The following is a 23171-nucleotide window of genomic DNA, read 5'->3' on the forward strand; positions in this document are numbered from 1 at the left end:
TTTGTTTCGAAATCAATAAAAAATTGAACATTCTTAGTATTTTGAATCATCAGATTTAATTACTGCAATGCTAGTGTAGTGTGATATACTACTGAATGTTTGGAAATTTTGAATTTGTATAAAGTGGGGTAGAAAAATAATTTAAGTAAAAAGTATTTGTTTGTTCTTCTAAGTATTCCTTTAATATTAGTCTCATTTCCGGTTTATGGTTCTGCCGAATCAAACAATACTGTAGAAAAAATAATTCTCTAGAAAACTACACATATTTATTAAAAAGTCCTAAACAGGCTAAAGAAGTTTTAGAAATAATGAAAAACCAATACCCGTCTTTGAATGTAACAGCAATCGAAGATATTGGATTAATATATGTAGAGAATTCTAAAAATATAGATGTAAATAAAATTGAAAATAAAATAATAGAATATATAGATGTACAAGGGGAATTACCAGATCTCATTTCCCCTTACGAAGATGCCGTTACACCAAATAGAATTCTAAACGAAGTGAAGCAATTAACACTCGATGAGTTTAAAGAATCTAATCAATTTGACACTAATATCGAGTTTCCATCACTAAATTCTGAAACATTTACGCCTTTTAATTGGTATTTAAAAGATGTGACAAGTGATTATAAGAATTTATCTATTGATACAGGGGAACATTCCACAATTGCTTTAATAGATAGTGGAGTAGATATAGAACACCCATTGATAAAAGAAAATATTGATTTAACATTAGCAAAAAATTATGTCACAAATGACATGGATATTACTGATGAATTAGGTCATGGCACAACTATTGCTGGGATAATGTCAAGTATTGCTCCAGAGACAACAATTGTTCCTTACAAAGTTATTGGAAATGAGGTAGGGAAATCAGTATGGGTGATAGAAGCTATTATTGATGCAGCTAATAATGATAATGATGTGATCAACTTAAGCGTCGGTACTTATTTTATTAAGTCTGAAAAAGAAGATAAGTTACTGATTAAGGCATATAAAAAAGCTGTAAAATATGCAGAAAGTAAAGGGGCTTGGAATTCCTCAAGGATACACACTAACTGAAGGAACAAGTTATGCAGTAGCACAAGTCAGTGCTACTGCAGCTCTTATTATTTCAGAGTATACAGAACGAACAGGTAATAAGCCTTCTGTTAATAAAGTGCTTAAATATCTAGAGAAGGGAAGTTCTGATATCGGTAAGCCTGGTAGAGACAATTATTTTGGAGAAGGAAAAGTGAATGCATATAGTTCCTTAATGATGATAAATAAATAAAAATTAGAAAAGAGACTTTCTCAGGTTCTTTATATATATATAAATCATTTTTTACTAATAATTGGTAATGATAATTACCCGTTCTAATTTAAAATATTGAGAAAAATAATTTGAAGGAGGCAGTTCATATCAATAAATTTAAAACTGTTGGTATCTCTATTTCTATCGTACTGATAATATTACTCTTTATTGCTTTTTTTGAATACATCATTTTAAGAATAATAGGTTTCCAATATAATTCATTATTGGATTTAGTATTGTTCTTTATTTTGTATTTATTCCTTGAAATACCTCTTGCTTTTATTACAGATGCAATACCAAAAGCTTTAAAATCTGTTGGCATACTTCAAACGAGTAAAGGATGGCTACCATTTATTTTGAATACAACTCTTACCTTTTTATTGATTGAAGTAATAGATAATTTTATGGCAAATATTGAAATCGAATGGCAAGGTTCACTCATATTTGCGATGGTTACTGGATTTATTGGTTGGAAATTAAGAAAAGATGAGGATGAACCACCAGATATTGATAGTGAGGAATTTAAAGAAATAGATAATAAATTTAAACCCAAAAAATAAATCATTAAACATATGTGAATGCTTTATACAAATCTAGGTAACATAAAGCCAACTATGGGAAGTAATGAAAACCGCCAACCCCTTGATACGCAAGGAATTGGCGGTTTTCTGTTTTGACTCGTTTATGCAGGATTTTATACATCCTTGATGGATCAAGGGTTTTCCCCTTTTATGAAGCTCTAAATCTTGCATAAAAAAGGCGGATTTTATGCAGTCCTTCTCTCCCTTTTCCTCCTTACAGAACAGGTAAATGAATTATATCTGTCGAATGCTTCTAAAACGGATAGGAGAACGCTCTATATCCCGTCCCATCCCACTAGGAGGTTGAACGAATGAAATCGCAAGAACGAGCTTACAGTACCAAAGAAGTGAGCCATACCTTAGAAATTGGTGATAGTACATTACGAAAATGGTACCTAGCTTTGGAAAAGAACGGTTATACCTTCATCAAAAATGACCGAGCACAGCGATTATTTATTGAAAGCGACCTAGTCAAACTAAGACACTTCCAAACCCTTGTTCAACAACACAACATGCAGTTAGAGAACGCCGCGATCGTTGTCGTTGACCGGTTTGGGAAAGGGGCGTTCGAAGAAGTAACGGGCCACGTTCCAGCTGAAAAACCAAACGAAAATCGTTCGTTCCCTCATTCGGATGATCACATTTCTAAATTATTGAAACACATCGAGCAGCAAGAAACATTCAATCAAGAATTATCCTTCCAAGCTAGAAATATTTCCATAGCCTCTCACTCCTCGTATACTAAGTTTCAGAAAGTTTTTTTTATCGAATTTCCAGTCCATGCAACAAAAATAGAGTATGAACTTTTCAATTTAAAACATTTATTAATTTCTAAATTACTCAACTTTCGCAGCTCAATTTTGGTAAATAAGCCTTGATATAATTAGGCAAAACTACAATCCATTTACGTAATTGACTTTCGATGAATTTTTTAATCTTTTGATTTACATTTTGAAGTGCATCTTCAAGAATTTCAATGAGTAGTTGAAGTGCAAAGGCCCAATCTAGTTCATCGATTTCATCACAAAGTTCATAAAAAATGCCGCCTAATGTTCGATAATCTGTACTTACTCGGTTTTGCCAAGACAAAACAATGTACCTTGTAAACACAATAGTGGTATGGCTGATCATGGAATCATAAGATCTTCCTTGGAACTCTTTTTGGAGTTTCAATAAGGATTTGACTGTTTTGAAGAATACTTCAATATCCCAACGTATCCCATAAATACGAATGATTTCTTGATCCGATAAAGTACAGTCTGTACTCAAAATAGCTAGCCACTGTCTCTTTTTATGACGATTACGGACAAATACCACTTTAACAGGTACGCCATTTGCCATCGTTGTGTGAATAGAGCGCAAAATACCCTTTTGATGTTGTGATGGTTTAGCTGTTTGGTATAGTTTTTTTAGGCTCACCCATTCACCGTTCACTTGATATCTTTGTTTTGTATCCTTCACCATTCCAATAACATCCAACCCTTGATCCACAATGGACTTGATCAAAGGCTGTTGGGTAAACCATGTATCCATTAAAACGTATGAGGCATCGATTCCTTGAGAAAGTGCCCGTTTAATCATATTGGGAATAACTTCCGGCGCTTTTTGTAAAGCTTCGACACGCCGCTTATAACCGGATGTACGCTTATCGATTCGGTTATCAATCCCATTGATTTGGGAATTCGTAGAGCTTAATAAAGCAAAATCAATAGGCAAAAATGTAGCACCATCTGACCAGCCGAGTGTAAGCATACGAAATCCTTTGTAATAACGCATTTTTTGAGAAGAATGATCGAAACAGCGAGCAAGCAGTTCAACCTTTTTACTGCGATTTCGTTCATAAGATGAGTCGTCCACGATCAGCACTTTCGGACGGTCGTGTCTCGTTAAACTACTTACCTTCATAATGGTGAAAGTACTCAAAACAAGTAAAAACCTGCGCCAATTGTATTGAGGGTTATTTAAGAAGCGATAAATAGCGTTTTTTTCCGGCAAATCTTTAGCTTTTTTACTTTGAAGAAGTCGAAACAAATTTTTGCCTTCAAAAACTAAACTAAAAACTAGCTGGAATAAATAGGCGCAGGAATAACCGAAACCCTTGTTAATTCCCACTTTCCTTAAATATTTTAAGATTTCAAGTTCATCAAATATAGCTTTTACTTCTTTTGGTAGTTGATTGTTCAGTCTGTTATTCGTTATCATAATAAGAGACACCTCACCTGCTTTTGGTAATGTTTTTTCTGGACAATTAAACTATACCAAAAGTTGAGGTGTTTTTTTTGCAAATTTTTATGTCAAGAAGTATTCGAAACAACCAACAAACCCATTAACCGTAAGGCTTAGAAATCCAATTTACTGTGAGAAAGTTGAGTAAATTATATAAAAAAGATAATTTATATAAATGAATCTTAGTCTAATTCCAATAAAGAAGCGGCCAGCTCTTACTTCTAAAATAAAAAGGATGCCCTAAAGTTTTACTTTTTGGGACACCCCTAACTAATTGACTCGACCATTAAACTGTCATTTTCGCATGACTATTTTTTTAGATGCAATATTTCCCTTCATCTACAGTGTCTCTCCTATTTTAGCAATTAAAGTATTTTCAGGACGTTTTAGCCCTAAATGTTCTCGTAAAGTATTGCCCTCATATTCCGTGCGGAAAAATCCCCGTTTTTGCAGTTCAGGTATCACTAAGTCAACGAAGTCTTCAAGTCCTCCGGGCAAATATGGCGGCATAATATTGAAGCCATCAGCTGCCCCATTTTCAAACCATTCTTGCAGTTGATCGGCAATTTGTTCAGGTGTTCCCTTAATTTCTCTATGCCCTCGTGCTCCCGCTATCCGTTGATATAGCTTACGAATCGTTAATCCTTCACGCTCAGCAAGGTCTTTTAACAGCTTAAAACGGCTTTTCCCTCCATTTATTTGTTCCAAATGAGGCAAATCAGGCAAGGGACCGTCGACAGGATACCCTGATAAATCAACACTTAACATTCCAGATAAAAGAGCAACTCCTGCTTCTTCAGGAATAAGTTCCTCCAGCAGCTTCTTATTCTTATCAGCTTCTTCTTCAGTTCTTCCGATAACAGGAAAAACACCTGGCATAATCTTCAATTCATCTGGTGAACGCCCATATTTTTTCATTCTTCCTTTCACATCAGCATAAAAAGCTTGAGCCTCTTCAAGCGTCTGCCACGCTGTAAAAATAACCTCCGCGGTACGTGCGGCCAGCTCTTTTCCAGCTTCAGACGAACCTGCTTGGATCACAACCGGATGGCCTTGAACAGGACGGGAAACGTTTAAAGGTCCTTCTACAGAAAACCACTTTCCTTTATGATGAATGGCCTGTATTTTTGAGCCGTCCACAAATTGAGCCGATTCCTTATTAATCACTAAAGCGTCATCTTCCCAACTATCCCATAGCTTTTTCACTATATCTACAAATTCTTCAGCACGATCATAACGCTGTTCATGCGGAAGATGTTGCTCTAAGCTAAAGTTATGAGCTTCTGCTTCCGTATTGGATGTGACGACATTCCATGCTGCCCGGCCTTTGCTCAAATGATCAAGCGAGGCAAATCTTCGCGCTACATTAAAGGGTTCATTAAATGTGGTCGACACGGTAGCTGCAAGCCCAATGCGTTCGGTCACAGATGAAAGGGCTGATAACAGAGTAAATGGTTCAAAAAGTGTATTCACTGTCTGCTCAAATGCCTTTTGATTCCCTGTTCTTACTGCATATGTGTCCGCCAGAAAGATCATATCGAACTTTCCTCGTTCAGCCGTTTGCGCAAGCCTTTTGATAAAATCAAAGTTCATGACATTATGAGCTTCTGCATCAGGATGCCGCCAAGCTGCGACATGATGCCCCGGGATCATGAAAAATGCACCTAATTTCATTTCGCGCTTATTTGCCGTCATTTAATTTTCCCCTCTTTCCTTTATTATTGATTTGTCTTCCAAGCAGAGAACCGTTTTTCCAAAGATACTAAAATATAATTTAATACAAAGCCAAGTATGGCAATGGTAATAATACCGGCATACATTTCGGGAATTTGAAAATTCATTTGAGTATAATTAATTAAGTATCCTAATCCTTCTTTAGCCCCTACCATTTCAGCAGCAATTAATACGAGAATGGAAGCTGTTCCCGCCATACGTATTCCGGTAAAAATAGTCGGAATAGATGCAGGCAAAATAACTTGATAAAACAATTTATATGGCGGTAATCCCATTGATCTTGCCGATTTAATAAGTAACGGATCGACATTTCGAACGGCACTAATAGTATTTAGCAGAACAGGAAATGTACAAGCGAATAAGACAATCGCTACTTTCGATGTTTCACCAATGCCAAACACTAATATAAATACAGGCAATAACGCTAATGCAGCTGTGTTTCGGAATAATTCCAGCACCGGGTTTAACAAATCGCTAACGATCGGGTACCAGCCAATCAATAATCCGAGAGGAATAGCAATAAGCAGCGCAATTCCAAATCCAATAAATGAACGTACAATACTCGCTTGAAAGTGAGCCAATAATTCACCTGAGACAACTAATCCCCACCAGCCTTCAACTACTTTTGAAAAAGGCGGAAAGAACGTCGGATCGGTCACTCCAATGCGAGGCGCCACTTCCCAAAATAAAAGCAGCAGGATAATAACGGCTGTTTGCTTCACAAGTTTTTGAATCCAGTGAAAAGAAAAACGGATATGTTTTCTCGTTTCATATGTAGTTTGAATGGATTTGCTAACACTAGCCAATGTCATCACTCCTTTTATTAAATTTCCTAAGCTGAATGCTCTTTTTTATGATCATTTTGCGATTTACTGACCTCATCCCGCAGTAAATCCCAAATTTGATGGCGAGTCTTTACAAATTCCGGCGTGGAACGCGCATCGTCTTCCTTTGCTTGGGAATGAGCTGAGTTTGTAATAATTTGTTTTATCGTCCCCGGACGTGAAGTCATTACAGCGATACGCTGTCCTAAGTACACGGCTTCATCAATTCCATGAGTAATGAACACGATCGTCTTCTTTGTTTTTTCCCAGATACGAAGCAATTCGTTTTGCAATGTTTCGCGTGTTTGAGCATCCAAGGCCGCAAACGGTTCATCCATTAATAAAACGTCAGGGTCAAAAGCCAAACTTCTAGCAATAGCTACACGCTGCTTCATCCCGCCTGATAGTTCGTGGGGATAACGTTCTTCAAAGCCGGACAAGCCGACTAGCTCCAAAAAATGACGGGCGATTTCCGAACGTTCCTTTTTTGGCACACCTTTCGCTTTTAAACCAAACTCAATATTTCCCTTAGCTGTTTTCCAAGGAAACAAGGCGTACTGTTGAAAGACAATTGCTCGATCTAAACCGGGGCCGTCGATTTGCTTCCCATCTATCAAAATTTTCCCAGATGTTGGTTGAGACAATCCGCCGAGAAGATCAAGCAAAGTTGATTTTCCGCATCCTGACGGCCCGACTAACGTTAGAAATTCTCCATTTTTAACGGAAAAATGAACGTTCCCCAATGCGGTAAACTCTTTAAAGCTTCCTTTTCCCTTTTCAACATCCCGAATTTTAAAAATTTTTGTGACATGGTCAAATTGAATTTTATCTGTCACCTGTTGAACACCTCCTAAACATTTTTGTTCAAGCTTCCTTTAGTAAGGGTTGAATTCATTTGTGTATAAGTCATCCAGCCCAATTTCGCCTTTTTTCAACTCACCGCTTTTTATTAGCCAATCGATCCACACTTGAAAATCTTTCTCCTGTATATAACCTCCTTTCGAGCCGATTCCTGTACTTTTCCAAAATTTAACTGTTTCACCATCTTCTTTTCGTTTTCTTTTTTCAATAATTGCTTCATAACGTGCAATGACTTCTTCTCTAGGGGTTGAACGCGCCCATTCAATTGCTTTCGCTGTTGCTTCAACGAATTTTCTCACAGTATTCGGATTTTCTTTAATGAATTTCTCAGTAAAAACATAACTGCCCGCATTAAAAGCACCAAACAAATCATAATCACTAAAGAGCTTCCGAATCCCGCCCCTTTCTAATGCCCGGTCTCGCAGCATTCCGCCTAACACAGCTACATCAATTTGTTTATTACGCAATGCTTGTTCTGCATTGACTGGCGGAATCACCACTATCGTTACTTTTTTAATTTCTTCCTCTGTTAATCCATTTTGACGCAAGTATTCTTTTAACACGAATTCATGGTGTGCACCGAGAGTATTCATCCCGACTTTTTTGCCAATTAAATCTCGCGCCTCTTTAATCGGACTATCCTCTAATGTATAAAACCCACTGAACGTATCTTCATCGCTGCCGTAATAACTGATCACGGCTTTAATCGGGGCGCCGCTGGCTTTTAATTTAATAATTGCTCCATTAAATGCACCGCCAAAATGAATTTCCCCTGTTGCAGCTGTTTGGATATCCTGTGGTCCACTCGTTGTATTTCCAACCCATTCAAGTTTGATTGGATCTAAATAACCTAAATCTTCCGCCAATTCCGGGAAAGTGACTTGTCCAGGAGATCCTTGATAGCGCAGTGTCAGCGTCTCATATTTGCCATCACCTCCGGCTTTGCCTTCTTTTTCAGCAACTGTTTTGTTCTGGCAGCCAGCAGATAAAACAACTGTCCCTACTAACAATAAAATTCCTATCACTCTGCAATTCTTCAACAACTTCATCTTACTCCTCCCTTTTGATTTCAATTGAATAGGAAGAGGTGACTAACCCCCGACCTCTCACACAACCGTACGTACCGTTCGGTATACGGCAGTTCAATTTAGTCCATGCCAGCCCGCATAAAAAAGGTCTTTACATTTTCTGTAAAGACCTCCAGTGTACTGGTCGGCATATTCATCTATTAAAAAAATACCGGAGACATTTTGCAGCAATGTCTCCGGTTGACCGGTGGGAACAATCAATTAACCGATATTTCCTATTGAATTAGTATACATTAGTTATCCTTAATGTTACTGAGCAAATGAAAAATAGTCAAGCTAAAATTTACTGTAAAATATTAATTTTTTATAAATAAAAAATTTTTAAAATTTAATATTGACATTTTTTTCTTGTGAATCTAATATTTTTACTAAACCGATATGAATTCATAGGATTTACAACTGGAATAAAAAGCTGACCAGCCATCTGGAAGCCGGAGCTCATCTGCTCTGGCTTTCTTGCTTATTATCGGTTTATTAAAATGGCTCACTCAACGAGCAAGGAGGTGGGGCTTCTATTAAGTGCCGATGAAATTTTGAGAAAGATGAATATTCCGTAGAATCATAAACTTTCTTGAGGAGGCGATCTCTATGACTGATGTCAAACAAGTACAAAATGAATCAGAGATTATTGTCAAACCAGTTGCCGGACGAATTGGCGCTGAAATATCAGGCATCAAACTTTCCGATGAACTAGATGCTGAAACAATTCAATTTATTCGCGAAGCGATCTTAAAGTACAAGGTAGTTTTCTTCCGAAATCAGCATCATCTAGATGATGCGGGGCAGGAAGCCTTTGCACAGCTGCTTGGCAATCCTGTTGTTCATCCAACTGTTCCAGCAAAAGACGGCTCCAATTATATTTTTGAGCTAGACTCTGATCGTGGCGACCGGGCCAATTCATGGCATACAGATGTTACATTTGTAGATGCATTTCCGAAATTCTCCATTTTACGGGGGGTTGTGATCCCTGAAGCAGGAGGGGATACTGTTTGGGCGAACACAGCTGCTGCCTATGAAACTCTGCCAACAGAACTGCGGAATCTTGCTGATCAATTGTGGGCAATCCATACAAATGCCTATGATTATGCAGCACTGCGATATAATATATCTCCTGAAGCAAAAAAGCACTATGACGAAGTATTCACTTCCACTTTATATGAAACCGAGCACCCCGTTGTCCATATACATCCTGAAACCGGTGAACGCAATCTTTTACTTGGTCATTTTGTCAAAAAATTTGTCGGACTTTCCACCTTTGATTCAGCCCAATTGTTCACTGTCCTGCAGCAGCATATTATACAATTAGAAAATACGGTTCGCTGGAAATGGAGTGCAGGAGATGTTGTGATTTGGGATAACCGTGCAACCCAGCATTATGCAATAAATGACTATGGCGACGAACAAAGAGTTGTGAGAAGAATTACAATTGCAGGAGATGTTCCTGTTAGTATAGACGGCCGCCGCAGCATTACACGAAAAATAGAAAAATAGTCCCATCAGGATTTTTCTAACCAATAATTTATAAAAGCCTTTCAGTTAAACTTCAAAAATTTTTATAACCAAATAAAAACGGCATCTCCCTTATGTGAATATCAAGCTATATAAGTTCGGGACCGTTTTACGCAGAATCGTCATCCTCTGATGCGAACACTGCCTTTTATCTAATAACCTTGGAATCGTTTTTATCGCTAATGACTTTTGAAAATTGGGCATCCCCCCTATTGCCCGGAAAAGAAAGTTTATTTGCAATTGGTCGACCATAAAAAGAAATGGATTTCACAATCTATTCAACAATCGTTTGCGGCATCAAAGAATACGGAAGAATCCGTTCACCACGTGAAACAGCGATGCCGCAATTTTACCTTATTACGGAATTTTTAAGACATAAAACTTAAACAGTAGAATAACGATCTAACAGCTTCTTTTTATGTGAATGAAATACTTCTTCCAAAGGAATATTGTATTTGTTTGCAATCACTATGATGTTTCCTAACACATCTCCCAGCTCTTCGATTAATGCCTGTTTATTTTCCTCAACTGAACCTGTTGATTCGTCTGGTCTGTCTCTGCCAATTTCAAGCGCTCTTATAGCTCGGGCAACTTCCCCCGTTTCTTCGGCTAAAAATCCAATGCGGACAAAAATATCTAATTCAGCCCAGCCCCTGCTGTCATAATACTCCTTCACCCATTGTTGAAACTCATTGATATCCATTTTGTTCACCTGCCCTTTCTCTCTTAAAAAGAGTCACATGAAAACTCTTTTCTTGTCAATATTCAAATTAGAGAATTCAAATGACTTTTGAAAAGATAGTAATTATGACCATTTTATATTGTGGTACTGTCAAGAATTTTGTATAATCTAAAATGAATCAGTGAATAAACGGTAAATTTTTTTGAGTTAAGTTAGTTATATGAATAACTAATAAGGAGTGATCATATGGCAAAGCCGAATGTTATTAGTAAAAATGAATTAATTCGTTCCGCGAAGAAGTGTTTAGTCAAAAACGGAATTGAAAAGTTCACATTGAGGGCAGTCGCCGAAACGGCAGGGGTTACGCAGGGGACTGTTTATTATCATTTTCGAACTAAAGAACAATTATTATTGGATATTGTAAAAGATATTTGCGACAGTTCTTGGGACGAATTATCGAAAAGTGACGGCAACATCATTAAACAAGCGATTGAGACAGCGAAAAGCCGTTGTTCTCATGATTCTTTTTTTCATAAATTGTTCTTAACGCTCGTCGTTTCAGGTTTTCATAATGATAAAATCAGGGAACAGCTTGAGGGGATTATTTTACAAGAAAATAAAGCTCTAGCGGAAAATTTATTAAAAATATGGCCTTCATCACCAATTAAAGGAATTTCGCTTGACACATGGGCGATCATTTTAAACGCTGTTGTAGACGGAATCGCCTTACAGGCTCTATTGTCAAAAAATTTTCCGGTAGAGAAAACATACGCAGAACTTGAGAAATTATTTATAGCATTGAGCGGCTTACAAGAGGTGGAGAACAAATGAAAGGATATTTGTACACAGCATGCTGGAGCGTTTTTGTTTGGTTTTTTGCCACAATGTTTTTTGTTATGTTTGGGGACAGCGTTCTTTTCAGACCGGGTACAGCGGAGTTTGCTGTCAGCCTCTCTTTGCTAATAGCTGGAACAGGGGTGTTATTGGCAGGAGCCACGTATTTATATGTATTGTTTGACAAAGCCGAAAATGCACCGCTGAAATTTGGATTCATCGGCACGATTGTTGGTTTAATTTTAGATACTTTTTCTTTATCCAACCACCAGCTGATTTTTCCTAAGCTTGATGAGCCGCAGGTTATCGCTTTTGCAGCATGGATGTCTTTTGCCTACGCATTGTATTTATTAATACCTGCCATAATAAATGAATTAATGAAAAAGAAGCTTAAAACCGAATGAATTAAAATGCAATCACAAAATGGGGGTGTCTAATAAGTCATTTTTACGGCTTATTGACGCCCCCATTAATGTTTTAGAAACGTTGATATATCGTGGTTATCAATGACGATTTGACTTTCTAAGACAGCCCCTTTAGGGCATTGTATGACTGTTCGAATTTAAAGGGATTTCGCCTTATCAAAACGTAAGTCTTTTCTTTTCCTTATTTAAGTAATCCATGCTGCCGCCTGCCTAATAACCGAATCAACATTTAGAAGAAAGCAAGATAGATGTTGAGGACGTCTTTCTCACTAAAAAGAATTTCAAAATGTCCTTTTACGCTATTTATAAGCTGCCGTCTACCTGATAAAGCTCCGAAGAACCTTTTATTTTAACTTACACGTTTGGATCATCAATTTTATCATTGAAGCTAGACAAACTGTTCCAAATAAAACAACATATAAGAAAGGCCGATTACTAAAATCATTCGTATTTAGTACAGCAAAAATTAAAGCTGTAAAAGTGAGAGCCAGCAAAAAATACAAACTATATTTACCCAATAATTTTGAAGTGAATCCTATTCCAACAACTAACAATAAGAATATGCCAATCTGGGCTAAAAAAATTCCAAGCTCCTCACTTCTCGCATAAAGTTTAGAATTCCAGCTGATGGCACTTTTCTAATCTTTAAATTGTTTTTCTTTTACAGGAAAACCAAGTGCACGGATTAAGATATTTTTTGTACTTGGCAGCGACTTCCCGACCTGCGATTGCCAGCCCGGCCCACCAAACGATTTCGCCAATTGCAATCAGCGCCGGAACAGCCGCCGCTTTTTGAGTAAGAGTGAGCGGAAGCAATGGGACAACGGCGGCTAGTCCATACAAAATAAACGAGGCGATAATAAGAATGACAGCAATCTTGCGGAGATAGCCTCTTTTATGCCTACTCGGCTTTTGCTGTCCGCCATCCTCTGTCCTGTAAAAAAATTGTTGAAGCATTTTTCCATATTTTCTCATCATGATAGCATCAGCCAGCTTCGGTGATATGGAGTTAACCTTGGCAAAAAGGATCGTGGACATCCCTCCCATAATTCGTACTGTCTTCTTTTTTTCAATTGTTTTAAGCAAATCCTCTGCCACTTTTTCAACAGGCATAATGGAAACACCCATTTTCCTCCAAAGCGGATGAAATGGTCTTTCAGCTTCAGTATCTGCAGGACTTGGCGAAAAAAAGGCAACCCTTGCTTGACTACCTTCCAACTCCAATTCACGGTTTACAGCTTCAATAAATGTGAACAGCCCTGCTCGTGATGCAGCATCGACACTATAATATGGAAAAGCCAAGCGGCCATCTGCAAATCCCCCGATATGCATAATCGTGCTGCCTTTTTGTTCTCTCATATGCGGCAGGAATGCCTTCGTTATAAGAATCGCTCCTAAAAGATTGATATCAAGCGTGTTTTTCGCTTCTTCATAACTATGCTCAGCTAAAGACTTTCTCACGTCATAACCCGAAGCATTGACGACAATATCAATATGGGCCGACCACCTTTTTACAATATTTTTCAGTTCTTTAATCGATTGTAAATCAGTAATGTCAAAAACGGCTGTTGTTATATCTCCAGTTATTTGCTCTGCTGTCTTTTTAACCTTTTCTTCATTCCTTCCAACTAAAAGAAGCCTTGCACCTTTATCGGCAAAAGCTTTTGCAAAGCTTGAACCTAATCCCCCTGAAGCGCCTATGACAATAACAGATTTACCCTCAAAACTCCTTTTCATGAACAGCTCCTCCATGTAAAAATGTATATGATGCATTAGCGATCTGTTTTTTGCAAATAACGAACGATTTCTGCCAATAAAGTTTCCAGAAATTCATATTTATGATCGCTTCCTAAACACTCTTTTATTTGCAAGTCAATTTTCTTGTAGAGCTTTTCATCACCTTCGACAATGTTCTTTCCTTTTTCTGTAACACTTACATAATAAACTCGTTTGTCCTCCTGCGATTGTATTTTTTCTATAAGGTCCATTTTTGACAGCTTTCTAATCATCGCTGAAACAGCCGGCTTCGTCACGTTCAAAGCTTCTGCCACCTGAGAAAAATTGGGTTTCCCCATATAGTAAATAGTCGTTAAATAATAGTAGTCATTGCTGCTGAAATTTTTAATCTCCGCCTCCGTCAAATGCATATGTAAATTTTTAATCGATTCCCTCCACAAATAATTTGCAATAAACGCAATGCTGTCTTTAACCATAAAATCCCCCAATCGAGTAGGAGGGGGAGATTAACCCCCGTCCTCTCACACCACCGTACGTACGGTTCCGTATACGGCGGTTCAATTAAGATAGATGACGCAAGAATTCATAACGTTTTTGTAGACTTTTAAGCCCTTGGTTACTCCAATAGGGGTTTCCAAGGGTTTTGTGTAATATGGGACTTTTTGAAATTCGCCAGTAACCTTTACGACTGTTCCCCCATTCATAGGCTTTCCAGCTAGGAACTCCTAACTTTATGAGGTTGCGTATTCTGGTTTTTGGCTTTTTCCAGCTTTTCCATAAACACATCCGGAGTCTTCGTCGTATCCAGCTATCTAATTTTCCAAAGATACTCTTTGTGTCTGCTAATGCAAAATATCCACACCAACCAATTAAATATTGATTCAATTTCTCAATTCGATATTCCATTGGGTATGGCATCTTTCTTGATGTAATTTCTCGTACCTTTTTCTTCATTCGTTTTATACTCTCTCTGGCGATTCGAACTTTTGGCTCTTCTGAAGATGTAAAACTAAATCCAAGAAACTTCCGTTTCCATGGTCGGTCAACCGCCGATTTTTTCTCGTTGACCTTTAGACGTAGTTTCCCCTCAATAAATCGTTGAACACTAGCCATTGTTCGTTCCCCAGCTCGTTTCGACTTCACATAAATATTGCAATCATCGGCATAACGAACAAACTTATGTCCTCTTTTCTCTAATTCTTTGTCTAGTTCATCTAGTGCAATATTCGAAAGTAGAGGGCTTAGAGGGCCACCTTGCGGCGTCCCTTGTTCTGTACTTGAAACCACACCATTAATCATGACACCAGCTTGTAGATATTTGCGGATTAGCTTCAATAGTGGCTTTTCTTTAATCGTCTTGGCTAATGTGTTCATCAGCCTGTCATGATTCACTCGATCGAAGAACTTTTCTAAATCCATGTCCACTACCCATCTATAACCATCCCTGATATAACCTTTTGCTTTCCTTACTGCGTCATGGGCACTTCGATTTGGACGAAACCCATAACTATGTTCGGAGAACATAGGGTCATATATCCTGGATAGTACTTGGGCTATTGCTTGTTGAATCAAACGGTCTGTCACGGTTGGAATACCTAATAACCGAACACCGCCATCGGGTTTCGGGATTTCGACTCGTCGGACAGGCATTGGTTCATAGGTACCCTTGAGAATGGCTTCTTTAATGGATATCCAGTTTTCGACTATGTGCTGACGTAGGTTTTGTACGGGCATCATATCTACTCCATGGCTACCTTTATTCTTTTCTACTCTTTGTAAAGCTAAAAGCATATTCTCCCGTGACAGGATTCGTTTCAAGAGCATCGTTATTCTTCCTTCCGTGAATAGCTGGTCTTCTTATGCCAGTGCTCACTCCACCCTCCAAGAGGACCCCTGCGGGATTCACCGCTTCCTCCCTCAAGTGAGGTACTATGTTTTCTGTGTTCAACATGACGCACTGAATGCAAAGGGCTATTCTCTCTTAATTGTTCGGTCCTTCCGAATTGTTCTAGACCAATCCGTACTATGACCTCTGCTGACTTCTGATGGTTCAGCTACTTATCACTAAGTAGGTTATGAAGGGTACTTCACATATCCATCAGACCTCCCCGGGTAAGAGTGTAATCTTTCCTTCCATCTATCTGCTTCATTTACTCTATATCACCTTTGGCAGAAAGGACTTTGTTTTGTTATGCAAACTCATCCAATGATACCTAGCCTTATATGAAGTTCGTGTTCCTCAGACCGGAAGTTCGCCGCTCGCTTCCTTCAGATTCCGCGTCACCACGGACACCCTTGCGTTAGGCTAACCACTACTTCTGCCTTCGTGGCTCGGGACTTTCACCCTAGAGATTACACCCATGCCGGGCGCACATAAATAGTTAAATATATTTAATTAAATATATTTAACTATTTACCATTATTTTTTGTCAATCACAAAAAAAATTTCCCCAAACATAAGCGTGGGGAATAGCACTTGACAAAATTTGAATTCGTTTCTCGTTTTAAAACATTATCTCATTCGGTTTCATATGCGCACAGTGATTGCATGATTCTTTGGCGGAGACCGAAAATTGGCTGGATAAAATTTCAGCTAGGAAAAAACTGTCTAAAACAAATTTTTTTTCATCACAATTCGATTGTTATTCACAGCATAACCATTTTTTCTGTAGAAGCTTTCTGCGAGTCCTCCAGTGGATGTTAAGAGGTAAATGCTTTTAACTTGTTTCTTTTGTAAATCTTTCTCTAAATATTGGAGAAGCTTGGAGCCATAGCCTTTACCTTGAATTTCATGATTGATGCATAATTCCGCTAAATAAAAAGTTATTCCTTGATATGTTTTCTTGCTGTTCCCTGCTATAAAACCAATGGGAGTTCCATCGATTTCCCAAAAAAATCCTGTAAATTTCGGAGTATGCAGCAAATCTGTAAGCCTTTCTTTAGCCGTTTCATATGTCCAGCTTTCATTCCAAGGGTCACGATTAAAAACTTTCATATATAGTTCAATACATTGTTCCAAATGTTTTGCCGTCATTGGTGCAATTGTTTCTGCCACAAAAATTTCCCCCTATAGTAAATAGCTGGGGAGTGCATCCTGACTCCCGTCTGTTCGAAAACACTCCCCATTAAACTATTCGATTTGGTGTTGCCAGCACAGAAAACTTTCTCTGTTGTTTTTGCTTACCATTTTCTATCTATTTTAAATCTTAAAATCATTTTATTAGAAAATGGCCTTCATGTCATTTGCGGATTCTAGTCTTTTCGGCTAATTTTGTTTATGCTTCCGTTTCATTTTGTACATCTTTCGTAAAATCTTCAGAATTTAAATAGCCTGGTTCTAGGATAAGTTCCTCATCATCATAAAAAAATCCAGCGAACGGATACCGCTGACGGACTGGCTGCACAGCCTATGCTCATAATTAAGAAGCTTAATAAAGAAGGTGAGGCGAATTTTTCCTGCTGGCAGCTCTGCCTTTTTCCTTTCAAAACACAGCCAATTCCAAATAGCACAAGAAGTATCTCAATGAATCTCGGAAAAAATGGCGCCTGACAATATATTTTTGCTATAAAAATCAGCGAATGACAAGCGTCGGCGCTAAGGCACATCAGCTCATATATAAGGGTGATAGAGTTTTGCTTTCATTTACCGATAAGAGGCCGAACAATACAGCGGTGAACCCGTCGATTTTTTCTCGGAAATAAACTTAAATGTCATATGTTAGCCGTTATCCCTCTTTGCGTTTTCTAAAGTCTGCTCGACACTTTGCAAATGCTTCTCCATGCTTTTCCTTGACCTAATTATGTCGCGCTTTTTGATCATTTCGACAATTTCTAAGTGCTCCAGCCACGAATGGTGCATCCGATCAGGTATTTTAGATGTCTCCACCCTGATATTGTTAAAAAGGCTAGTGAGACTGTTCATTATCCGATAAGCAATTGCGTTCTTGGAAAGCTCCGCAATTCTAATATGAAATTTGTGATCTCGTTCAGACAAAATCTTTTCATTCACTTTATTTTCGCTGATTAATTGTACAGTCTCTTTTACAAACTGATACAAAACGTCAATTTCCGAATCGGATGCCCGTTCAACAGTCCATACTACTGCTTGCGTTTCAATGAGCATTCTTATTTCAAATAAATCTGCAAATTGGTCGCTTTTGACAAAGTAATGATTGGCTAATTGAGCTAAATTATTCGTTCCATCCGCTACAAAAACGCCATTCCCCTGTTTAATTTCAATAAATCCGAGCGTAGAGAGAACTTTGTAAGCTTCCCTTATTGTATTTCGACTCACATTTAATTTAAGAGAAAGCTCTCTTTCTGACGGCAGCTTTTCCCCGGGTTTCAGCTTATTTTCTTGAATAAGTGATTTCAATTCTTCAACAATCTTATTCGGAACAGTGGAACGATCAAAACGAATATTTTCAAACATAATGATCACCTGTGGTAGGAAATTCCAAATGCAACTGATTAGCCAGCTGCACTAAATCCTTTTCCACTTCCTGAGATAAATGAATACCACAATGTAATTTATGAATATAAGATTGTTCTCTTCGTTCCCCAGGGTACAAAATTGTATGGACTTCTTCTTTTTTAGGAACAGCTTTCATTTCCAAAAGCATTTTTTGCAGAAGAGAGGTAAATTGATCGACAGGCATAAATTTTTCTATATCGATTAAAATAAAAAAATGCCCTACATTTGCTATTTGGCCGTTATCGTCATATATATTTTCGACATGTGGGCCGTAAGCAGCACCTGTTAATAGCCCTGTTAATATTTCCACTGCCAAAGCCCAGCCATACCCCTTTACTCCTCCCGAAGGAAGAACGGCTCCGTTTAATGCTTCTGCAGGATCTTCCGTATCATTGCCTCTTTGATCGATTGCCCAGCCTTTTGGAATGGCTTTTCCTTCCTTTGCCGCTTCTATAATTTTGCCTCTTGCAACGACGCTTGCAGACATATCAATAATAACATCCGGTCCGTTTTTGACTGGAAAGCCAAATGCTATCGGATTCGTTCCAAAGAAAGCTTTTTTGCCTCCCCAAGGCGGAGAATTTGTCATCACAATTGCTGCAAGATTTTCATCGCAAGCTGCCTTGCAATAATATGATGCACATCCAAAATGATTGCTTTTTCGAATGGCGATGGCAGCAACTCCCGTTTCTCTTGCTGTTTTGATTCCCTCTTTAATGCCATAATATGATGCAATCTGGCCCAATCCGTTATCTCCATCGACAGTTAAAATGGATAACCCTTTTTTTTGTATTTTTATGGACGGGGTCGGATTAATCCGCCCCTCTTTTAAACGTTTTGAATAGATCGGCAATCTGCTGATTCCGTGGCTTGTGATACCTTCAAGATCTGCCCTTATTAATGAATCTGCTACAACTTCAGCATTCTCTTTTTTAACGTTTTGCTTCACCAAAACATCTTCAACAAATTTTTTTAGAGCTTTCGCATCATAAACAGTCAAACTTCACTCACCCTTTAAAAATCAGATGAAACTAAAAATAGTGATTCTTTTCCCTCAAGTACTTTCATAATTTCATCTGAAATAATGTTAGTGATTCGTTCTTGGGACTCTTCTGTTAATCCAGCAATATGCGGAGTTACAGTAATCTTGCTGCTGTTTAATAGAAAATAGTCTTTTTCGACCGGCTCATTCTCAAGTACATCTAAGTAAGCACCAGCTATTTGCCCGGATTCCACCGCCTTGAATAAGGCGGATTCATCAACAATTCCCCCGCGAGAAGTGTTGATAATAATTGCATTTTTTTTCATTAAGTTAAATTCTTTCGTACTAAGTAAATTTCTTGTTTCATTCGTTAGCGGAACATGAATGCTTACAAAGTCGGACTCTTTTAAGACCTCTGCTAATTCAACCTTTGTAATCCCCGTTTCAGAAAAAGGATAATCGAATTCTCTTATATAAGGATCATAGCTGATCACTTTCATTCCAAATGCAATGGCTCTTTTAGCAAGCCTGTGGCCAATCTCTCCCGTTCCGATTAATCCCAATGTTTTCCCGTATATCTCATTTCCCGTAAATAATTTCCTATTCCAATTTCCTTTTTTAACGTCTTCTCCGGCTTGTATGATAGACCTCGATGCCGTTAAAATAACGGCCATAACATATTCTGCTACTGAAACCGAATTGGCATTTTTGGCGGAGACGATTTTTACATTACGTTGTTTTGCTGCAAGTAAATTTATATTATCAAGCCCGACTCCTAATTTGCCGATTACCTTTAATTTTTTCCCTGCATCCAGTATTTCCTGATCAACAATTGTCTGGTTTCGAACGACTAATGCGTCTGCATCTATTATTTTGTTTATTAATTCCTGTTTATTTCTCCATAAATCCGGATTGTATTCGACCTCCGCTATTTTCCTCATCCTGTTAATCCCGGATTCAGGTATATATTCAGAGATTAGTATTTTCATTACTTTCCTCCGCTCATGCACTGCGATAAAGTTTCGTCAAAACAAATTCTCTATGCCCTAATGTTTCCGCTGCAGTTAAACGTCCGTTTATTGTTCGGATCAAAATATCAAGCAGCAAATCGCCAGCCTGCTGGAGATTATATTCCCGTTTCAATAATCCTGTAACGTCTACATCGATATGCTCTGACATAGTAGAAACTGTAATTGGATTTGCCGAAAGCTTAATAACGGGTACTATTGGATGACCAATTATATTGCCTTGACCGGTAGGAAAGAAATGTACGACTGCCCCTCCAGCTGCCATTAAAGTAATGCATTCAGCTGCTGCAGAGGAGGTATCCATAAAATTCAATCCCGCTTTTACTGGAGCCTCCGCAGGTCCTAAAGCATCAACCACCGGTTTTGTGCCCGTTTTTTCGATATTGCCGAGCGCCTTTTCCTCAATTGTTGTGAGGCCGCCTCTTATATTTCCTTCTGTCGGCTGGCTGCCAAGCAGATCAACACCTTTTGATGCGATTTCTTCAACATAGTTTTGATAAAGGCTTAAAAATTTTTGTTTTACTTCTGGAGTGGCACAACGCTCTGCAATTAAATGCTCGCCGCCAGTTAATTCGGAGGTTTCACCGAACAAAACAGTTCCGCCTTCGTCGATTAAACGATCAACTACATTTCCTACCGTAGGGCATGATCCTAACCCGGTTGTCGTATCCGACTCTCCGCATTTAATACTTACTAAAATTTCTGATAATTCCACAGGCTCTCTGCGAATTTCAGAAGCATCCTGCAGAAATTTTTGTGCTGTTCGAGCTGCTTTTTCAATCGTAGACAAATCGCCATAACGTTCAATTGAAAATCCAGCTACCGGCTTGCCTGTTTTTTGTACCTCCTCAACAATTCGATTTGTCCAGTTAGGCTCAATACCAATCACAACAACAGCTGCTACATTTGGATTAGAACAGTTGCCGATAATCGTTTTAAAAAACAAGTCTAAATCCGGCCCATATTGTAATCGCCCGTATGCATGCGGGATCGCTAAAGTACCAGGAACAATTTTAGCAACCGCTTCTGCTGCCGCATTAGAAATGTCATCGACAGGCATGATCACTACATGATTCCGAATACCAACTCTTCCGTTCTCTCTGCGATAACCCCAAATTTTATTCTCCATATTTCCACCTCGCCGTTTTTAAATTATGAGTATGAACATAGCTCCCTTTATAGATTTTTTTTGTAGCTACACCAATCGGTACGCGATATTCAATTACTTTGCTGTTTTCATCCAAATCCACTAAAGCAATCTTATGACCAAGAGGAATAAAATCTCTAGACTCTACTGAAACAACTGAATCGTCTTCTAAGATGACCCCTTGGATTTGCTCGCCTGCTTCAATGTCTTCTATTGCGACTCCCACAGAATCGCCGACATTATGTACTAAAAACTTGTGTGACACTATGAACCACCCCTCCATTTCCTTTTTTACAACGCATTTGGTTCAGACATTCAATGGTCCAACCAATTTCTTTAAATTAAATAAAAACAGGCCTTGCACGCCTGAAAATATATTATTTCCAAGCATTGCAAGGCCCTTCAGTCGTCTGATCGAACCTAAATTATTCCTATTGATTTACTGCGGTTTAAAGATTACCATGGATTGAATTTTTTGTCAATATTTTTTCAAAAAAAATCAATTAAATTATGTTCAAGATTGGCTCCGTTCCGGGAATAATCATTCAAAAATTCCACTCTTGCAATCTTTTCAACAACTCGAGAGCCGTTTATGGCGAATCATTAAGTTATGATTTTCATAAAATGGCGAAAAATCGTTACCGTTCCAGAGCCCGTTCCGCCTTGCCCAGCCGCCTTATATGCTTGATTCCGAGGGAAGTAATGAAAATCAGCTGATAGAAAAGGTTCAGGAATAACAACAACGGCGCAGGCTGTAAAAAGAATAAAAGAACGTCTTCAAACGGCCTTGTGAATATGATAGCTGACCACAAAAAAATGAAATACGTATATAAAATCCAAATAAAGATATGAAAGGCAATCCGCACAAAAGCATAGAAGGAAAGCAAATTAATTTTCAATTTCTTTAGTTGATCTATTGCATTTTTCCACAAATTCGGCTGATTCAATAGATCAACGATCATCCAGTAGCCGTCTCCAGGAAGCAGCGGGAAAATCGCAAACAGCATTCTAAACATATGAACAATAAGAAAGGACCAAATCCATGGTGAAAGCTGTGCAAAGCATAAGCCGATCACTGATGTTAATCCGCATACAATCAAATCTGCCGTAAAGCCCGCGATGTTGATCCGCATGCGCTGCCATTTTGATAGCTTCCAAGCTTCATTGCAAACAATGCTAAATAACGGGACAGGCCCGGACCATTGAACAGAAATGGAAATGTTCCCTGTACGCGGCATTGTTAATAAGTGCCCAAGCTCATGGATGAGGACTGAAAATGTTAAAACTCCGGCGATGATCCATTGACCTTTTAGATCAGTGACGAGAAAAAATGGAGTGTTGATCATGAACAAAACGGTGCTGATGATCGAAATCAAAACAGCACCTGCGGTAATCCAGTTAAACCATTTACGCTCCAGCCAAGGATTGTAATAGGTTATGAGCGGCTTTTGATCCGGCTCAAAATCAGATTGTTTTTCTTCAATAAGGGAAAAGGCTGCATCCTTATCGATGCCTAACTTTTCAAGAAATAGTAAAATTTCCTTCTCCGATACTTCCATTTTATCTGCAATAGAAGATATAGGCTCTTTGTTTGCCAACTGCTCCAACAATTTTTTTGAATAGTTATCTATTTGCAATAAAAGTCCATCCGGTCGTTCAATCCAGTACCGATCTTCTTTTATCTTTCCTATTTTGTATACTAACGGTTTTTGAAATGACTGTGAGTAATTCACAAATACTCCC

General features: G+C 38.3%; 24 protein-coding genes. 7 read left to right on the top strand and 17 right to left on the bottom strand.

The features are described from left to right. The first annotated feature begins 308 nt into the window (after positions 1-308). The 4 genes from NST97_RS09650 to NST97_RS09665 all read left to right on the top strand — a co-directional run bounded on the left by NST97_RS09650 (position 309) and on the right by NST97_RS09665 (position 2755). Positions 309-1064 (top strand): S8 family serine peptidase, encoded by a 756-nt coding sequence (locus NST97_RS09650; RefSeq protein ID WP_341343151.1) that lies wholly within the window; start codon positions 309-311, stop codon positions 1062-1064. Then, positions 1015-1275, top strand: coding sequence for a hypothetical protein (locus NST97_RS09655; protein ID WP_063388371.1), 261 nt, complete (start codon positions 1015-1017; stop codon positions 1273-1275). Before NST97_RS09650 ends, NST97_RS09655 begins: the two co-directional genes overlap by 50 nt. Positions 1276-1385: 110 nt before the next feature. Continuing rightward, positions 1386-1856, top strand: a complete 471-nt coding sequence (locus tag NST97_RS09660) for a YrvL family regulatory protein (protein WP_235600456.1) — start codon at positions 1386-1388, stop codon at positions 1854-1856. Between the two features lie 332 nt (positions 1857-2188). Next, positions 2189-2755, top strand: a complete 567-nt coding sequence (locus NST97_RS09665; protein WP_341343152.1) for a hypothetical protein — start codon at positions 2189-2191, stop codon at positions 2753-2755. Here the strand turns inward: NST97_RS09665 and NST97_RS09670 are convergent. The 5 genes from NST97_RS09670 to NST97_RS09690 form a co-directional block, all read right to left on the bottom strand. Beyond that, the gene (locus tag NST97_RS09670) at positions 2718-4079 is read right to left on the bottom strand and encodes an IS4 family transposase (RefSeq protein ID WP_341342920.1); all 1362 of its coding nucleotides are present in this window, start codon (positions 4077-4079) and stop codon (positions 2718-2720) included. The genes NST97_RS09665 and NST97_RS09670 overlap by 38 nt on opposite strands. Before the next feature lie 363 nt (positions 4080-4442). After that, positions 4443-5798, bottom strand: a complete 1356-nt coding sequence (locus NST97_RS09675; RefSeq protein WP_339197346.1) for an LLM class flavin-dependent oxidoreductase — start codon at positions 5796-5798, stop codon at positions 4443-4445. Positions 5799-5821: 23 nt separating this feature from the next. Further along, entirely contained in the window at positions 5822-6643 is an 822-nt protein-coding gene (locus tag NST97_RS09680) for an ABC transporter permease (protein ID WP_232515604.1), read from the bottom strand. A 26-nt stretch (positions 6644-6669) separates the two neighbouring features. Beyond that, complete coding sequence (locus NST97_RS09685) at positions 6670-7497, bottom strand: ABC transporter ATP-binding protein (protein WP_341343153.1); 828 nt, start codon at positions 7495-7497, stop codon at positions 6670-6672. 39 nt (positions 7498-7536) lie between these two features. Beyond that, on the bottom strand, positions 7537-8571 hold the full coding sequence (locus NST97_RS09690) for an ABC transporter substrate-binding protein (RefSeq protein ID WP_063388410.1): 1035 nt from the start codon (positions 8569-8571) through the stop codon (positions 7537-7539). Positions 8572-9198: 627 nt separating this feature from the next. Between NST97_RS09690 and NST97_RS09695 the strand changes: the two genes are divergently transcribed. Next, positions 9199-10101 (top strand): TauD/TfdA dioxygenase family protein, encoded by a 903-nt coding sequence (locus NST97_RS09695; RefSeq protein WP_186439284.1) that lies wholly within the window; start codon positions 9199-9201, stop codon positions 10099-10101. A gap of 400 nt (positions 10102-10501) precedes the next feature. On the opposite strand, the gene NST97_RS09700 is transcribed toward NST97_RS09695, so the two are convergent. After that, positions 10502-10822 carry a MazG nucleotide pyrophosphohydrolase domain-containing protein gene (locus NST97_RS09700; RefSeq protein WP_063388408.1) on the bottom strand — a complete coding sequence of 107 codons (321 nt, stop codon included), beginning with the start codon at positions 10820-10822 and terminating at the stop codon, positions 10502-10504. A gap of 225 nt (positions 10823-11047) precedes the next feature. Here NST97_RS09700 and NST97_RS09705 point away from each other — a divergent pair, with 225 nt between their 5' ends. Both NST97_RS09705 and NST97_RS09710 read left to right on the top strand, forming a co-directional pair. Continuing rightward, the gene (locus tag NST97_RS09705) at positions 11048-11632 is read left to right on the top strand and encodes a TetR/AcrR family transcriptional regulator (protein ID WP_063388407.1); all 585 of its coding nucleotides are present in this window, start codon (positions 11048-11050) and stop codon (positions 11630-11632) included. Further along, a complete protein-coding gene (locus NST97_RS09710) occupies positions 11629-12039 on the top strand; it encodes a DUF5367 family protein (protein WP_063388406.1) in 411 nt (136 codons plus the stop codon). The genes NST97_RS09705 and NST97_RS09710 overlap by 4 nt, the downstream gene beginning before the upstream one ends. Before the next feature lie 666 nt (positions 12040-12705). Here NST97_RS09710 and NST97_RS09715 read toward each other — a convergent pair. The 11 genes from NST97_RS09715 to NST97_RS09765 all read right to left on the bottom strand — a co-directional run bounded on the left by NST97_RS09715 (position 12706) and on the right by NST97_RS09765 (position 23161). Further along, positions 12706-13797, bottom strand: coding sequence for an SDR family NAD(P)-dependent oxidoreductase (locus NST97_RS09715; protein WP_341343154.1), 1092 nt, complete (start codon positions 13795-13797; stop codon positions 12706-12708). A gap of 35 nt (positions 13798-13832) precedes the next feature. Further along, positions 13833-14273 (bottom strand): MarR family winged helix-turn-helix transcriptional regulator, encoded by a 441-nt coding sequence (locus NST97_RS09720; protein ID WP_341343155.1) that lies wholly within the window; start codon positions 14271-14273, stop codon positions 13833-13835. An 85-nt stretch (positions 14274-14358) separates the two neighbouring features. Further along, positions 14359-15621 (bottom strand): group II intron reverse transcriptase/maturase, encoded by a 1263-nt coding sequence (ltrA, locus tag NST97_RS09725; RefSeq protein WP_327848818.1) that lies wholly within the window; start codon positions 15619-15621, stop codon positions 14359-14361. A 784-nt stretch (positions 15622-16405) separates the two neighbouring features. After that, positions 16406-16852 (bottom strand): GNAT family N-acetyltransferase, encoded by a 447-nt coding sequence (locus NST97_RS09730; RefSeq protein ID WP_094244518.1) that lies wholly within the window; start codon positions 16850-16852, stop codon positions 16406-16408. A gap of 220 nt (positions 16853-17072) precedes the next feature. Beyond that, positions 17073-17201 (bottom strand): hypothetical protein, encoded by a 129-nt coding sequence (locus NST97_RS09735; RefSeq protein ID WP_261308733.1) that lies wholly within the window; start codon positions 17199-17201, stop codon positions 17073-17075. A gap of 314 nt (positions 17202-17515) precedes the next feature. Continuing rightward, positions 17516-18229, bottom strand: coding sequence for a FadR/GntR family transcriptional regulator (locus NST97_RS09740; protein ID WP_063388402.1), 714 nt, complete (start codon positions 18227-18229; stop codon positions 17516-17518). Continuing rightward, a complete protein-coding gene (locus NST97_RS09745) occupies positions 18222-19271 on the bottom strand; it encodes an Ldh family oxidoreductase (RefSeq protein WP_341343156.1) in 1050 nt (349 codons plus the stop codon). The genes NST97_RS09740 and NST97_RS09745 overlap by 8 nt, the downstream gene beginning before the upstream one ends. Positions 19272-19285: 14 nt before the next feature. Next, positions 19286-20242, bottom strand: a complete 957-nt coding sequence (locus tag NST97_RS09750; RefSeq protein WP_341343157.1) for a hydroxyacid dehydrogenase — start codon at positions 20240-20242, stop codon at positions 19286-19288. A gap of 13 nt (positions 20243-20255) precedes the next feature. Beyond that, positions 20256-21410: a UxaA family hydrolase gene (locus NST97_RS09755; protein ID WP_066248079.1), complete on the bottom strand. Its 1155-nt coding sequence runs from the start codon at positions 21408-21410 to the stop codon at positions 20256-20258. Continuing rightward, on the bottom strand, positions 21400-21693 hold the full coding sequence (locus NST97_RS09760; protein WP_232515603.1) for a UxaA family hydrolase: 294 nt from the start codon (positions 21691-21693) through the stop codon (positions 21400-21402). Before NST97_RS09760 ends, NST97_RS09755 begins: the two co-directional genes overlap by 11 nt. A gap of 373 nt (positions 21694-22066) precedes the next feature. After that, positions 22067-23161 carry a hypothetical protein gene (locus tag NST97_RS09765; protein WP_144598178.1) on the bottom strand — a complete coding sequence of 365 codons (1095 nt, stop codon included), beginning with the start codon at positions 23159-23161 and terminating at the stop codon, positions 22067-22069. Positions 23162-23171: the final 10 nt, after the last annotated feature.

Source organism: Aeribacillus sp. FSL K6-1305 (assembly GCF_038050115.1).
GTDB lineage: Bacteria > Bacillota > Bacilli > Bacillales > Aeribacillaceae > Aeribacillus > Aeribacillus composti.